This window comes from Marinobacter albus (assembly GCF_030238305.1).
In the GTDB taxonomy this organism is placed as follows: domain Bacteria; phylum Pseudomonadota; class Gammaproteobacteria; order Pseudomonadales; family Oleiphilaceae; genus Marinobacter; species Marinobacter albus.
In genome coordinates, this window is the sequence record NZ_JASSQD010000001.1 from 1,118,295 (window position 1) to 1,132,219 (window position 13,925).

Sequence of the window (13,925 nt, forward strand, 5' to 3'; positions counted from 1 at the left end):
ATGCAAGGGTCGCCGAAGCATCGAATACGACTAGAGCCGGAACCTCTGGGAGGCCTCGGTCAGAACCGTGGTTTGGGAGGACAGCCGGTCAATGTGCCTGTTGAGCTGTTGGCGGATGTTGGCCGTTTCCCGGGTGTGGCCGTGGATCTGTTCCACCTTCTGGGCGATTTCCTCTGTGGTGGTGGAGATGCCTTCCACGGACGACACCACCTGATTCATGTCGCCGGCTAACTGGTTGATCGAACCCGTTATCTGGTCGATGGCCTGGGCGGCTTCACCGGCGCTCTTTTCGCCCTCGCTCGCGGAAACCAGGCCTTCTTTCATCATGGTGGTGATGGCGGCGGTTTCCCGATTCAGGGAATCCACGATGCCAGCGATACCGTTGGTCGCCGAAACCGTTTTCTCTGCGAGCGACCGTACTTCATCTGCCACGACCGAGAATCCCCGGCCGGCTTCGCCAGCCCTTGCGGCCTCAATGGCTGCGTTCAAGGCGAGCAGGTTGGTTTGTTCGGCGAGGCCATTGATCACGTCGACAATGGAATTGACCTTTTCGCCGGTTTTGCTGAGCTGACCGATCTGATCGTGGGCTTCCTGGATTCGGGCCGCCAGGGCACTCATGCTGTCAGCGCTGCGTTTGACCACGTTGGCACCGGATTGGGCGGCGCCATTGGCGTTCTGGGTGGCAGCATTCACTGACTGGGTGTACTGCGCGATGTCGACCGCGGTGTGGGAAATTTCCTGAACGGCGGTGGCAGTCTGCTCGGTTTCTTCTTCTATCTGCTCACCTTTTCGACCCATCTGTGCAATCAGGGTGTCGAGTTCGCCCTGCAGGGTGGCCAGGGTCTTGTTGCCCTCGATCACCTGGTCGATTACCCCGGATACGTCGTCCAGCATCTTGTTGGTTGCGGCACCGAGTTTGTTGAATTCATCCCGGGGATTATTGCCCGGATCCAGCCGCTGACTGAGATCGCCGGAAGCTACCTGGCTCAACAGCGTAACGACCTGATTCAGGCGCCTGACCAGTGTGCGCGATGCGCCCGTCAGGGTCAGGATCAGCACAGCCAGCACCGCTGCCGACGTAGCCACGATCAGCCAGGTCGAGGCCGTGCGGGCTTGCTCAGCCTGTTCGCTGGTGGCCAGGATCAGGCCGTTATTGAGCGCCTCGTTCTGTTGGTCGATCAGAGCCCGGAGCGAGGATCCGCTCGCCTCCAGCCGGCTTTCAAGTTCGGCCAGGCCGCTGATGACCTTTTCGGCCTCGGCGAAGGACTCGGACAGGCCCTTTACTGCCTGGCCAATTTCAATTTCCTGCCAGTCCATGTCTGCCACTACGGCCTGCATCCGGGCCACAGCCTCCCTGGTCCGTTCGGCGTAGGTTCTGTCAAAGGTATTCAGGTAGTCCCGATAGTTGGAGGCGATGATGTTGATGTCGTCGTTGAAGATGGAAATGCTGATTTGACGGAGGTCGTTATCGACGTAGGCCGATATTGTCGATTTCAGGCCATCGTCGTTGCTGAGGCCAAGCGTCTGGCTTGCCTCCAGCCATTGACGCCGGAGTTCTGTATACTCCCCAACTTTGCTACGAATCCTGGCGGCGGTTTTCTCGATCCCGGCCGCGTCCGGCAGGCGCTGTGCTGACACTGCCAGCTCGTCGGCCTGGCGAAGCAGTAAATCGAGGCCGGCCTGGAACGCGTTGACCCGGTCCGATGTCAGGTCTTCACTGATGCGCTCCAGGGCCAGCCAGTCATTGAGCAGGCTCAATGCGGCAGTGCCATAGGCTCTTGCTTCGCCGCGAGCCTCGTAGGCCTCTGACACTTTGCTCAGTCCGCTCAGGGAAGCCAGCATGGCGATGGCAAGGCCAATGAAGGTGGCCGCAATCAGTAGGGAGAATTTCTGTTTCCAGGACAGGGCCATCACGGTCCTCCGGTTTCATTGTTCGTCCGACACATCGGGTTAAGGATGTTATCGGCTCCGCGTTGCATAACTGGAGCAATCATTCAGTAAAAGGGCTTTATGTCTGATCTCAGTCTTATCCAGTACGCTTTGATCGCGTTGATCTTCATCTGGAGCGGGTTTGTCCGTTCCGGCCTCGGTTTCGGTGGTGCCGTACTGTCGTTGCCTTTCCTGCTGCTCGTGCTGGACGAGCCGCTGGTGTTTTTGCCAATCATCGCCGTGCACCTTCTGGTGTTCTCTTCGCTGACGATCTGGCTCAACAACCGCAAGCAGTCTCCCTCACAATCGGGTGAGACGGGGGTGGCTGCTGTCGAGAGTACAGTGGACTGGCAGTACCTGTGGCGCATCCTGGCCATCATGATCGTGCCTAAGCTGATCGGCGTCTTTGGCCTGATCACCATGCCCGGTGATGTCCTCAGCGCCATCATCTTCGTGATCGTGGCCCTATACTCGGTGTCTTACATCATCAACAAACCCTTCCGCAGTGGCAGCAAGACGGTGGACGCGCTGTTCCTGATGGTCGGTGGTTACATCAGCGGAACGTCCCTGATCGGGGCTCCACTGATCATTGCGGTAGCGGCACAGCACCTGCCGAAGGAAAAACTGAGGGATACGCTTTTCGCTCTCTGGTTTATTCTGGTGCTGATCAAGATGGGGGCATTCGTGTGGGCGGGCATTGACCTTCAACTGATTCATCACGTGTGGTTGCTTCCCTGCGCTGCGGTGGGCCACGTTATCGGGCTCCGGGCCCATGACCGCATTCTCCGGGCTGAAACGCCGGTCTTCTTCCGGGTTCTGGGCACCGTGCTGCTGATTGTCAGCAGCATCGGTATGGTTAGCGTACTTGGCTGATGGGACGGGCTGTCTAGCTGGCCCGGCCAAACACCCGCTCAAGGAAACCGGCGGGTTTCACATCCGGAACAGGCAGACTGTCCAGGTCCTCCATGGCCTGGCGCCAGAACCGTTCGGGATCGTCAAGATCCGCCACCAGAGCGCGTTCATCGGGACTGTAGTGGTTGTGCTCGCCGGACAGGCCCTTGGCCATCAGTGCCCGCGCCCACAGGAACACCGAGCCCCGAACGGTTCGAAGTAGTCTGCAATATTCGTCGCGGCTCAGGTTGATCGCCAGTTCCGCGCTCAGGTTGATCTGATTCTGCAGTACCACCATGTCTTCCGGACTGAGCAATACCCGGTTGCCGTCGCCTTTCTTGCTGTTCACGCAGATTTTTTCCAGCGCCTTGGTGCCCTCGATCAGATCAAGGTGACCGTATTCCTTTTTCTGTTGCTCGTTGACCGGGGCAGGAATCCAGCCATATTGGGGCGACCGGGCGACAATGTGGCCGGGCAGGTCATGCCGGTACGGTGGCGCCTTTTCCCTGTCCTCGTAGCCATCGAATTCCGCCCGGAGCCAGGCCGCCATTTTTTTGTGGCGCAACATCATCGCAAGTGTTATAGCGGAAGGCATGATGTGTTCGAGCAGCTCGGACGAATCCTGGGTCCGCTCTTCGAGGTGATTGACGGATGCAGACATTGACTTCTCCTCGACAGCGGAAGCTCCGGAGTTGGTTCCGGCTGTCCTGATTGTTGTTGTTGTGAGGCGCCGAACATTTGTTGATTCGGTTGGCCGTGCCTAGAAAATAGACAGCCCCGAGGTGGGGCGCCGTTGTAAAAAAGTTACCGCTTTGTAACGGTCGGTAAATCAGCCGGTCGGGGAGGGGCATCATGAACGAGCAGAGTGATTTTGCGTCGCGTCGGGCCTGGATGGTAGAGGATCAGATCGTCGGGCGGGGGATCTCTTCGCCGCTGGTTATTGAGGCAATGAGGCGGGTTCCCCGGGAAAAGTTCGTGACCCGCAGCATGATGGACTGTGCCTATGACGATGGGCCCTTGCCCATAGGGGCGGGGCAGACCATTTCCCAGCCCTACATCGTTGCATTGATGGCGGATGCATTGGACCTGAAGGGCGGGGAAGTGGTGCTGGACATTGGCACCGGCTCGGGGTACGCGGCGGCTGTGCTTGCCTCGATTGCGGCCCGGGTTTTCAGCATCGAGCGCATTCCTGAGCTGGCGGACGCCGCAGCGAAAACGCTGGCAGCGGAGGGGTATGACAACGTGGTGGTTCGGTGTGGCGACGGCACCCTGGGCTGGCCTGAGCAGGCACCCTTCGATGGCATCTGTGTTGCCGCCGGCGCCCCTGTCGTGCCGGAATCCCTGAAGCAGCAACTCAGTATCGGTGGCCATCTGGTGATACCGGTGGGTTCTGTGCACACGGTGCAGTCCCTGCGCCGGATTACCCGGGTTTCGGACACCGAATTCCGCAGTGAGAACCTGGGCGATGTCCGGTTCGTGCCGCTGCTGGGGGAACAGGGGTGGTCCTGAACCACCCGCCGTCGCCCGCCAGGGACTACCCGGTCGCGTTGGTGCTTTCGAAGATCTTGTCGGCCGAGGCGGCAACGAATCCGCTGTACAGTGTGCCATCCGCTGTCGGGTAGCGCAGGGCAAACTCGTAGAAGCAGCTGGGCACGGTTTCCTCCCGGTCCGAGAAGCGGACTGGCATGCGGTCGGCCATGGTGGAGGACTGCTCCAGAAGATCGTCCGGTGAGCCTTTGACCTCGCCGCCCGAGGCGTTGACCGTGTACCCGTGATTCTTCAGCAGCTGGTTGATTTCCGGCACGGTATGGAACTGTGTCAGATGATTGATGCTGACGGTAAAGTGATTGGCGCGATAACCCCAGGCTGCCATCCAGGCTGCGTATTCGCTCTCCTCCAGCAGCGTCCGGTAGGTCTGGTAATCCACCTTCCAGTGCCGGCCGGAATACAGGAAGTTGTCCGCGGTCACACTGTCGGGTGACACCTGGGCGACCAGGTTCTTGACGATCGCCTGCAACGCCGGCGAGCACTGTTCAACCAGCAGTTCGGAGATAAATACCTTGGGCGCGTCCGGATCCGGATGTTCGTAGTGCCGGGCGTAGAGTTTCTTGGCTTCAAAATGGTATTCGCCACCCTGGCGATAGCCCAGACTCAGGAAATGTTCTGCAAGGGCATCCAGGCCGACCGGTGGCAGGTTGAAGGTCCGCAGGGCGATATGATCGTTAACGATGGCCTGACCTTCCTCGGCACCCAGGATGCGATGTATTTCCTCGGCCGATGGCGTGACCTCCCGGTAACTCTGCCAGAGGTGTTGGAAAAGGGAAGCGCGGTCAGTGTGCATAATGGATCTCCGGACGAATTGGGTTTAGGTCTGCCGTTGCGTTGGGCAGCGAATTAATCAGCGACAGGGCCAGGCAAGTGCCGCCCTGCTCAAGGTCCAGGTCGCGGGCCTGTTCCGGGCTCAGGCACAGAGTATGGGTACCAGACCGGATTTCCGCTCCGGTCACGACGGTTGCCCGGAATCCCGCCGTTCCAGTATTGGTGATCAGCAGCGGAGTGGCAATCCGTTCACGGGCCCGTTGCCGGAACTGGGTTGCCGGACCTGCATCCACCTCGATCTGCCAGCTCTGGGACTCCCGAACGCTGCGGATGTCGGAGAGCGCGCATTCCACCGTGGGGCCGGCGTCGAACAGGTCGACCAGTCCCTTATGGCGGAAGCCTTCGGCCTCCAGCATGTGCAGTGCCGGGCGGGTGTGCGCGTGGACCTGGCTGATAACGGCCCTCGCCTCGGGGCTCATCAGGCAGGTATAGAGCGGATGCGCTGGCATGAGCTCCTCGATAAAGTCGGTGTAGCCTGAGCCGACAAGGCTGGTGGCCGAGGCGAATTCCATGTCGACGAAGTGCGCTTTCAGCCAGTCCCAGAAGGGGGACTGGCCGCTGCTGTCCGACACACCGCGCATTTCGGCAATCACCGTCTCGGAGAAGCGCTCGGGGTGCAATGCCATGAACAGAAAACGGACTCTCGACAGCAGCTTGCCCGCGTTGGCGCGTCGGAATTCCGGTCGCAGGTAGAGTGAACAGATCTCTGAACATCCGGAATAGTGATTGCAACGGGTCAGTGTCTCTACGCTCCGTCGCAGTCCCAGGTCACGGGAATGGTGGGTGACGGTATTGCGATGGAAGTGATAGAGCGGCCTGGTGTGCCCGGCCGAGGCTTCGATGCCGGTCGTGCCCATGATGTCCCCGGTCGCCTCGTCCTCCAGAACAAACAGGTAGTGCTCGTCGCCGGGCTCGGTCACCGCTCGGCGAAAGCTGGCCATGGAGTGCTCAATCTTGCGCGCAAGCGCGTCGCGGTCCGGCATCAGGGAAGTGAACCCCGGTCCGGACTCGATGGCAATCTGGTGCAGCGTGTCCAGATCGGTAGGCGCAATCGGGCGAATGATCATAACCAACATCCTGAAATGGTTTGGCACAGTATGAACAGTGAATCTGTCGATTTGCAGATGCAGAATGATCGAAATGCGGTATGCTGATGGCAAAATGAATACATGAGCTGACAAAATGATTGGAAAACAGGATCAGAAGCTACTGATGCTGCTGCGCCAGAATGCCCGGGCGAGCATCACCGAACTCGCCAGGACCCTGCACGTGTCAAGATCCACGGTGCAGAACCGCATTGCCCGATTGGAAGCCAATGGTGTTATTCGAGGCTATTCCGTGCAGCTGGGGGGAGAGTTTTCCGCCAATCAGGTGGAGGCGCATGTCTCTATCAAGGTGTTACAGAAACTGACCGCGAGAACCAACGCCGCGCTGGAGGAGATTACACAGGTGTCGCAGCTGTTCTCGGTGAGCGGCGAGTACGATCTGATCGCCATCGTCCAGGCCCAGTCCCTGGAGGAACTGAGCGCGGTACTGGACGACATCGGCAATCTGGAGGGAGTGGAGCGAACCAACTCGGCGGTGGTGCTGGAGACCCGCTTCCGTCGTTGAGGTTACGCCGGTTGGATACGGAACCCCTGTTTGGGAAAGTGCACGTGTAGCCGCCCCGCCTCCGGTACCTCGCGGGAGAGGATCGCTTCGCGGGCGCCGGCATGGACCAGTGTTCCGGTGACCGGATCGCGACCGTAATCCGTTGGTGCAATGCTGACGGTGCTGCCCAGCATCTCGCTATCGCCACCAGACGGCAGCTCCCTTGGCTCGGCTTCCCGGGCCCGTTCAATGGCCTCATCCGCCGACAGATCGTGCCAGTCGCCGTGGCCGAAGCCCTTCATGCGGGACATCCACGAGGCCACTTTCGGGTAGTCCCGAAGCCAGGGTTTTCCAGCCAGTTCACAGACGAACCACAATCCATGGTACGCAGAGAAATCCGCGATGCATGGTGTGGTGCCAAACAGAAAGTCCTGGTTCAGCCGGCGCTCCAGATCGGCGATGTGGGCGATGACTTTGTCTTTGGCCTCAGCGCCTCGGACGGCTTTGATCCGGGATTTCTTGCCCATGCTGATCCGGTCCTTGAGGAATCGGAAGGCATGGATCAGGGAGGTCTCGCGGATCAGTTTGCGCAGGAGTCGGCCATCACTCGCCGCAATCACGCAGGCCATGAAAATGTCCAGGTCAACTTTCTCGACAAAGGCCTGAACGTCTTCGGGTTGCTGTTCCAGAATCAGCTCGGGCTTGTCCGCCAGGCGGGCAATTTCGGACGCAATGGTGCGAGTGTCACAGAAAATGTCGGCGCCCAGTTGGGCCACCGGAATCTTGCGATAGCCACCGGCGAGAACGTTGAGTTCGGGGCGAGGTGGCATTTCGCTGACGTTCACCGAAGACCAGGAAACGTTGGCATAGCCCAGCATCGTCCGGATTTTCTCGGAAAAAGGGGACATGGGGTAGTGGAACAGCACAAGATCTGACATGTCGGAAGCATCCATTCTCGGAAAAAAGCAGTGTACAGCAGGATGCGACCTGTGCCAGGTCTGTGTTCAGTCTGTCGGGGGCTAGTCCTGCAGGTTCAGGTACCGAGCAGGCCCGCGTAAGCACAGTACAGGAAGGCACCGGAGCCCATCAGGATGACGCCCCAGGCGGGGAAGATCAGGAATGAGCGGGACGATGTCTTCATGGTCACCTCCTACAGTGGTGAGAACCGATACGCTTCAGGTGTCACTCTAGACTACGCTGGAGGGTTGTCACGGATAAAAGTGTGACCGATTGCTCATTTGTGGTGACTTTGGCCACTGGTGCAGGAGATTGTGGCTATTGAGCGGTTTGGAAATACCGCTACTATGAATGGCACCGGATTCAATGCAACCCATAACCGATAACAACAACGAGGAGCCGTGAATGGCTGTCGATCCCCGAAAGCAGACCTCCCTGCATTGCCTCTATTACTGGGCCGAAACCACCCCCGATAAGGTCTATTTGACGCAACCGTTCAGCGACGGCCGGGTTGAGGACATTACCTGGAAGGAAGCCGCTGATCAGGTTTCCCGAATCGCAGCGCACCTGAACAGCCTGGATCTTCCGGAACGAAGCAACATTGCCATTCTGGGCAAGAACAGTGCGCACTGGATTCTCGCGGATCTCGCCATCTGGGCCGCCGGGCACGCGTCGGTGCCCCTGTATCCGACCCTCAACGGTGACACCGCCGCTTATGTGCTCGAACACAGTGAGGCCAGGCTCATGTTCCTGGGTAAGCTGGATGGAACCGCCGACGGCTGGAATGACATCAAGGATCACATCCCCGAGGAGCTTCCGATCATCTCCCTGCCCATGTCGCCAAGGGACGATACTCCCAAGTGGCTCGACCTGGTGGCGGAGACTCAGCCGACAGAACCCAAGCTGCCCGATCCCGACTCGCTGGCCACCCTGGTCTACACCTCCGGCAGCACTGGTCAGCCCAAAGGGGTTATGCACAGTTTCCGGACCATGATTTCGGTGGCCGACGGTCTCCAGCAGCTGTTCCCCGTTTCTGGCGAGGAGCGCATGCTGTCGTACCTGCCCCTGGCCCATGTGGCGGAACGCGCGGCGGTGGAAACCCAGTCGCTGTATTACGGTTTCCATCTGTATTTTGCCAATTCCCTGGATACCTTCCAGGAGGATCTTCAGCGTGCGCGGCCGACGCTTTTCTTCTCGGTGCCCCGCCTGTGGATGAAGTTCTACCTGGGAGTGAATGCCAAACTGCCGCCCAAGAAACAGAAGCTGCTGTTCAATATTCCGGTGGTCCGCTCGCTGGTGAAAAAGAAGGTGCTGAAACAGTTGGGCCTGGACCATTGCCGTGCCGCCTTGACCGGCGCCGCGCCGCTGTCTGCGGACATCATTGCCTGGTACCGGAACCTGGGTCTGGAATTGCTGGAAGTGTATGGCATGTCGGAAAACTTTGGCTATTCCCATGCCAACCGGCCGGGCCAGGCCAAGGTGGGCACCGTGGGTAATGCCAATCCGGGCGTGGAGCATCGCATCGCTGAAGGGGGAGAAGTCCAGGTCAAGAGCCCCGGTCAGATGCTCGGGTACTACAAGAATGAGGAAAAAACCCGGGAGGACGTCACCGACGATGGCTTCCTGAAGACCGGCGATATGGGCGAGATCGACAGTGATGGCTGCCTGCGTATCACCGGGCGGGTCAAGGATCTGTTCAAGACGTCGAAAGGCAAGTACGTGGTTCCGGTGCCGATCGAGAGCCGGTTTAATCATCCGAAGGCTGAAGTGGTGTGTGTGGCCGGAGCGAATCAGCCGCAACCCTGCCTGATGGTGTTGTTGTCAGAGGAAGCCCGGGACGAACTGCTGTCGGGAAGGGATCGCGGGGAACTGGAGCAGGAACTTGCCCGGGAACTGGACGCCGTGAACGCCCAATGCGAGGCGCATGAGAAGCTGGCCTTTGTCGTGGTCGTCAAGGAACCCTGGACCATGGAGAACGGCATGCTGACCCCGACCATGAAAATCAAGCGCAACGTGATCGAAGACTTCTACAATCGAAAAATGGACGAGTGGTTCGGTCAGAAGAAGAAGGTGGTCTGGGAATTCTGAGTCCCGGACGTAAAACGCCGGTGACCCCTTTCGGTGTCACCGGCGCTATCAAATCCTTATGTGCGGTTATCAGCTTCGCGCGTCCCGCGCCTGTTCAGATCGGGTTCAGTGACCGCCCTGCATCTGAGTCATATCCGGTGAAACTGCTCCTGCTTTCCTGTTCCAGGAACGAATCTTACGGCTGATAAACTGAACCGCCTGCTTTGAAGCAGCACGGGTATACTGGCGCCTGACCTCAGCACTATTGTGGAGGATCGTGGACGGCAGCGGGTGAACAGTTGCGATATGGTTCTGAGTCATAGCGCCTTCCTCCTTACTTACTTGGGTGAATTAGTTAGCGATCTACCTTTAATTTACGAGAGAGTGTAAGGGTTCTTTTTTGCAGTAGTAATACGGTAAAATCCTTACTCACGTTGCAAATATGCAGTTATTATGGATTGGGATTATCTTCGATATATACGTGCCCTGGCAATAGGCGGAACGCTTGCCAGGGCCGGTGAAATGCTGGGTGTGCACCAAACCACTGTTTTGCGTCGACTTGATCAGATGGAAGAGTCGATGGGGGTGCAATTCTTTGAACGGAACCGGGACGGCTTGCAGCTTACGCCGGTTGGTGAAACCGCATTTCGGGAAGCCGAAAGGCTGGCAGTGGCCATGGAGAATCTGGAGCGCAAGCTGGTTGGTCAGGATGCTTCCCCGGTCGGCAAGGTTCGCCTGGCGGCGGAAGACGCCGCGATGAACGCGCTGCTCAGCCCGATTCTGGCCGAGCTGGTGCGCGAGTTCCCGGACATCGAGCTGGAAGTGCTGACAGACAACGACGTGGCCAACCTGAGCCATCGGGAAGCCGACCTCACCCTGCGCTGCGAAAACAAACCCCAGGCGACACTGGATGGGGAGCGGATCGCAGCCGTGGATTCCGCGGTCTACGGTTCGGCGCGTTACTGCCGCCGGCACCGGGAGATGGATATCGAGAATCACCCGGAGCAGTGTGTCTGGATTGTGCCGGATGAAACATTCAGTCATCTGGCGACCGGCCGCTGGTACCGGAAACACCTCAAGAATGCTCAGTCACTGATTCGATGCAACAGCCTCCAGTCCATGCACGCGTTGGCGTGTGCCGGCGCCGGGCTTGCGGTGTTGCCCTGTTACCTCGGGGAGAGTGCCCGGGAGCTTCGCCGGCTGTCAGATCCGCTGGAGGGCGAGAGTGTCGACCTGTGGCTGCATGTGAGCCAGGACACCCAGCAGATGGCACGGGTGCGGATCGTCATGGAGTATCTGGTTGACCGGCTGCAGGCGCTGGAAACGGCGATCGAAATCAGTACCGCGCCCTAAAAGGGGTTATCCGCAGAAGGGCCAGAACTGGTACCAGCGCCAGCACTGGAACTCCTGCTCGCAGGTCTGGAGCTGGTTGTCGTAGCGAAAGGCACGGCTTTGCACACGATTGGCCAGCGACTGGATGGCCGGTTTGCTGTCAAACGTCCTGCGGCTGTAGCCGCCTCGGCCCTCATGATAGGCCAGGTAGAGGCGGCGGGGGCTGTAGAAGGAAATGCCCAGTTGCTGGTGGGTCAAACGGTTATACCAGCCGACAAAGTCCAGCGCGTGTTCCATGTCGGTGCGAACCGTGAACCAGCCGTCGCCATTGGCCTCCAGATATTCCTGCCAGGCCGGATCCAGTGCCTGGGCGTAGCCATAGGCTGAGGTGGGCCGGGTCCATGGAATCAATCCCCATAACAGGGTCCGGGGCGGCCGGGCGTGGCTGCGAAACGACGACTCGTAGTATACGAAAGCCATCTGAGTGGCGATGGGCGTGCCCCAGCGTGCCTGTGAGTCGCTGGCGTAGTCGTACCACACCGGATGTTCCCGGAAGATTTCGCAGAGGTTTTCCGGGTTGGCCGGCGGGTCGGGCGCCAGCAGGCTGAACCGAAGGGTTGCCCAGGTTCCAATCAGAAGGCCGAGCACCGGGAGCCCATACCATTTGGCGCGGGAACGCCAGACATTACGTCGGGACTGTCGGCGCCGTTTGCGCCGGCGCCAGGGTTTTCCGAGTTTCCCTACCAAACTGTCATCTCCGGAGCCCAGGGATTGCTTGATGAATGAGCGGAACACGTGTCATAAACGGGGCATCCACACATTGGGATGATAGAGAAATGAAGCTTGGCACCCTAGTTAAACCTCTTTTAGTTATCGGCCTGATCGCAGCTGGGCCCGCATTTGCAGCCCCCAGCCCCCAGCAGGTCCTGGCGGCATCACCGGTAGATGACATTGTTGCCCAGTACCCGGCCATGATGAGTCAGGGTATCCGGGATGGCCTGAAGCGTGGCGGCCAGGTGCCACCGATGGTGGCCGAGACCCTCGGACACGTGGTCAGCAGCAGTTTTCGTGCGGCGGATATCGAACAGCAGATCGTGAAGGACCTGGACGCCAATCTCACGGACGAACAGCTGGAAGCCGTCCGCGACTGGTATGAAACGCCGGTAGCCCGGAAGATCTCGGCGGCAGAAATCGCAGCCTCGAATCCCACCACCTGGAAAGAAATCCAGGCCCGGGCGCCGGCGCTCAACAAGAAATATCAGGGCACTGATCGGGCCCGCATGTTTGACCGCTTCGATCGCGCAGCCCGAGCCACCGAAAGTGCGGTGGATACCACCATCGCAGTGCAACTGGGCCTGGCAACGGCCATGGCGGCGTTCAGCAATGATTCCATGCAGTACGACCAGTTGAAGCAGCAGATTGAAGGCCAGCGCAGCACCATTCGGGGCGTAGTGGGGCAACAGGTTTACGACAGCTATCTGTATACCTACGAAAAGATCGGCAGCCAGGAAATGGGGCTGTACATGGACTTCCTGGAAAGCGGCCCGGGCTCGGCCTTCTCCCGGGTGGTCACCAACAGCATTCAGAAAGCGATCACCGATCCGATCGAGTCGATCGGCAACCAGATGGCGCGGTTTCTCGTTCCGGAACCAACAAGCGGTCAGTGAACCGGAGCAGCTCCGAATACACCTGATTACGCCTGCGTGCGTAGCGGTGTGAAAAATGAAAGGCGATCAGTTGCCGGACCCCGGCGGCATTGGCGATGCGGGCGGTGGCCTCCGTGGTCAAATGCCCGGTGCGTCTGGCCTGGTCCGCATCCTCCAGCATGAAAGACGATTCGCAGAACAGCGTATGGGCGTCGCGCGCCAGGTCGGTCATTCGCTTGATGTTTTCCGGAGTGTCCGCGAAGTCGGTGGCGTACACCACCGGCTCTCCCGTGTTCTGAATCAGTAGCTTTTCGGCCAGGTCCCCGGCCCGGTAGGTGTACCCGTTGCCGGGTGAGATCAGCTTGTCCGGGCTGCTCCGCAATACCGCCATCTTGAGGTCATGCAGCCAGGGCCCGGGCCGGGCGTCAATCCCCTCTACGCCGTTTTTCCGCACATTGAGTTTGCCGAACGGCTCCCAGGAAAAAGCCATGACTGGTGTCCCGTGATCGAGCATGGCGGCCCGTACCCGGAATTCCGGCTCGCTGTAGATCACGTTGTCCGGGGTCGCCAGATCCTCCAGGGGGGCTGGCGGTCCCTGTCCGGCATCCAGTTTCCAGCGTTTGAGGTGGTCACCATGCCACTCATGAACCACAAACCTGGGGCCGCGGTCCTCAACCCGGTCCCAAAGGACCCCCTGCAGCATACCGGTAATGTGCCCGAGCAACCCCGGCGGGCCAAAGAGCCGACACGGCGGAAAATGGCCGATACGGCTGCGCATGAACCACATGAAGCCGCCGATATGGTCGGCATGACCGTGACTGATAAAGACATCGCTGACCTGGTGGGCGGAGCGCAGAGCCATGCGCCCGCTGTCCCCCATATCGAACAGCAGGCTGCGCGACTGGTGAAGCAGGCGGAGCTGAAGCAGCGGGTCGCCGCCAACGCCATTAACCAGGGAGGCTACTGCGGGACCAACCCGCACAGCTACCTGAGGATCATGGGCAATGCTGGTCAGCGCGCCCAGCTCCACGCTCACTTCGAACGCGCCTGTTCCATCATGGTTTTGGGGCATCTCGGGTGCCTCCGGTTCCGACCGCCGTTCCGTTAAGTTAGTCGAAAGTTGTACAACGGCGA

General features: G+C 59.4%; 13 protein-coding genes. 6 read left to right on the forward strand and 7 right to left on the reverse strand.

Features of this window, described 5'->3' with window-relative positions:
- Positions 1-30: 30 nt before the first annotated feature.
- A complete protein-coding gene (locus tag QQF73_RS05280) occupies positions 31-1,911 on the reverse strand; it encodes a methyl-accepting chemotaxis protein (RefSeq protein ID WP_285367486.1) in 1,881 nt (626 codons plus the stop codon).
- A 99-nt stretch (positions 1,912-2,010) separates the two neighbouring features.
- Here QQF73_RS05280 and QQF73_RS05285 point away from each other — a divergent pair, with 99 nt between their 5' ends.
- A complete protein-coding gene (locus QQF73_RS05285; protein ID WP_219866501.1) occupies positions 2,011-2,802 on the forward strand; it encodes a TSUP family transporter in 792 nt (263 codons plus the stop codon).
- A 13-nt stretch (positions 2,803-2,815) separates the two neighbouring features.
- Here the strand turns inward: QQF73_RS05285 and QQF73_RS05290 are convergent, their stop codons facing one another.
- Complete coding sequence (locus QQF73_RS05290; RefSeq protein ID WP_219866500.1) at positions 2,816-3,481, reverse strand: AbiTii domain-containing protein; 666 nt, start codon at positions 3,479-3,481, stop codon at positions 2,816-2,818.
- A 191-nt stretch (positions 3,482-3,672) separates the two neighbouring features.
- On the opposite strand from QQF73_RS05290, the gene QQF73_RS05295 reads away from it, so the two are divergent.
- Entirely contained in the window at positions 3,673-4,329 is a 657-nt protein-coding gene (locus tag QQF73_RS05295) for a protein-L-isoaspartate(D-aspartate) O-methyltransferase (RefSeq protein ID WP_285367487.1), read from the forward strand.
- A 25-nt stretch (positions 4,330-4,354) separates the two neighbouring features.
- On the opposite strand, the gene QQF73_RS05300 is transcribed toward QQF73_RS05295, so the two are convergent.
- Both QQF73_RS05300 and QQF73_RS05305 read right to left on the reverse strand, forming a co-directional pair.
- Positions 4,355-5,161 carry a DUF1338 domain-containing protein gene (locus QQF73_RS05300; protein ID WP_285367488.1) on the reverse strand — a complete coding sequence of 269 codons (807 nt, stop codon included), beginning with the start codon at positions 5,159-5,161 and terminating at the stop codon, positions 4,355-4,357.
- Complete coding sequence (locus QQF73_RS05305; protein WP_285367490.1) at positions 5,151-6,266, reverse strand: arginine N-succinyltransferase; 1,116 nt, start codon at positions 6,264-6,266, stop codon at positions 5,151-5,153. The genes QQF73_RS05300 and QQF73_RS05305 overlap by 11 nt, the downstream gene beginning before the upstream one ends.
- A 115-nt stretch (positions 6,267-6,381) precedes the next feature.
- On the opposite strand from QQF73_RS05305, the gene QQF73_RS05310 reads away from it, so the two are divergent.
- Positions 6,382-6,810: an Lrp/AsnC family transcriptional regulator gene (locus QQF73_RS05310; RefSeq protein WP_219866496.1), complete on the forward strand. Its 429-nt coding sequence runs from the start codon at positions 6,382-6,384 to the stop codon at positions 6,808-6,810.
- 2 nt (positions 6,811-6,812) lie between these two features.
- On the opposite strand, the gene QQF73_RS05315 is transcribed toward QQF73_RS05310, so the two are convergent.
- A complete protein-coding gene (locus QQF73_RS05315; RefSeq protein ID WP_285367491.1) occupies positions 6,813-7,727 on the reverse strand; it encodes a glutathione S-transferase family protein in 915 nt (304 codons plus the stop codon).
- A 424-nt stretch (positions 7,728-8,151) separates the two neighbouring features.
- On the opposite strand from QQF73_RS05315, the gene QQF73_RS05320 reads away from it, so the two are divergent.
- Positions 8,152-9,834, forward strand: a complete 1,683-nt coding sequence (locus QQF73_RS05320) for an AMP-binding protein (protein ID WP_219866494.1) — start codon at positions 8,152-8,154, stop codon at positions 9,832-9,834.
- A gap of 432 nt (positions 9,835-10,266) precedes the next feature.
- A complete protein-coding gene (locus QQF73_RS05325; protein ID WP_219866493.1) occupies positions 10,267-11,166 on the forward strand; it encodes a LysR family transcriptional regulator in 900 nt (299 codons plus the stop codon).
- Between the two features lie 6 nt (positions 11,167-11,172).
- Here QQF73_RS05325 and QQF73_RS05330 read toward each other — a convergent pair whose 3' ends face one another.
- Complete coding sequence (locus tag QQF73_RS05330) at positions 11,173-11,892, reverse strand: transglycosylase SLT domain-containing protein (protein WP_486641992.1); 720 nt, start codon at positions 11,890-11,892, stop codon at positions 11,173-11,175.
- An 89-nt stretch (positions 11,893-11,981) separates the two neighbouring features.
- Between QQF73_RS05330 and QQF73_RS05335 the strand changes: the two genes are divergently transcribed.
- Complete coding sequence (locus QQF73_RS05335) at positions 11,982-12,812, forward strand: DUF2059 domain-containing protein (RefSeq protein ID WP_219866492.1); 831 nt, start codon at positions 11,982-11,984, stop codon at positions 12,810-12,812.
- Here the strand turns inward: QQF73_RS05335 and QQF73_RS05340 are convergent.
- Positions 12,739-13,863 carry an MBL fold metallo-hydrolase gene (locus QQF73_RS05340; protein WP_285367492.1) on the reverse strand — a complete coding sequence of 375 codons (1,125 nt, stop codon included), beginning with the start codon at positions 13,861-13,863 and terminating at the stop codon, positions 12,739-12,741. The two genes, QQF73_RS05335 and QQF73_RS05340, sit on opposite strands and share 74 nt — an antisense overlap.
- Positions 13,864-13,925: the final 62 nt, after the last annotated feature.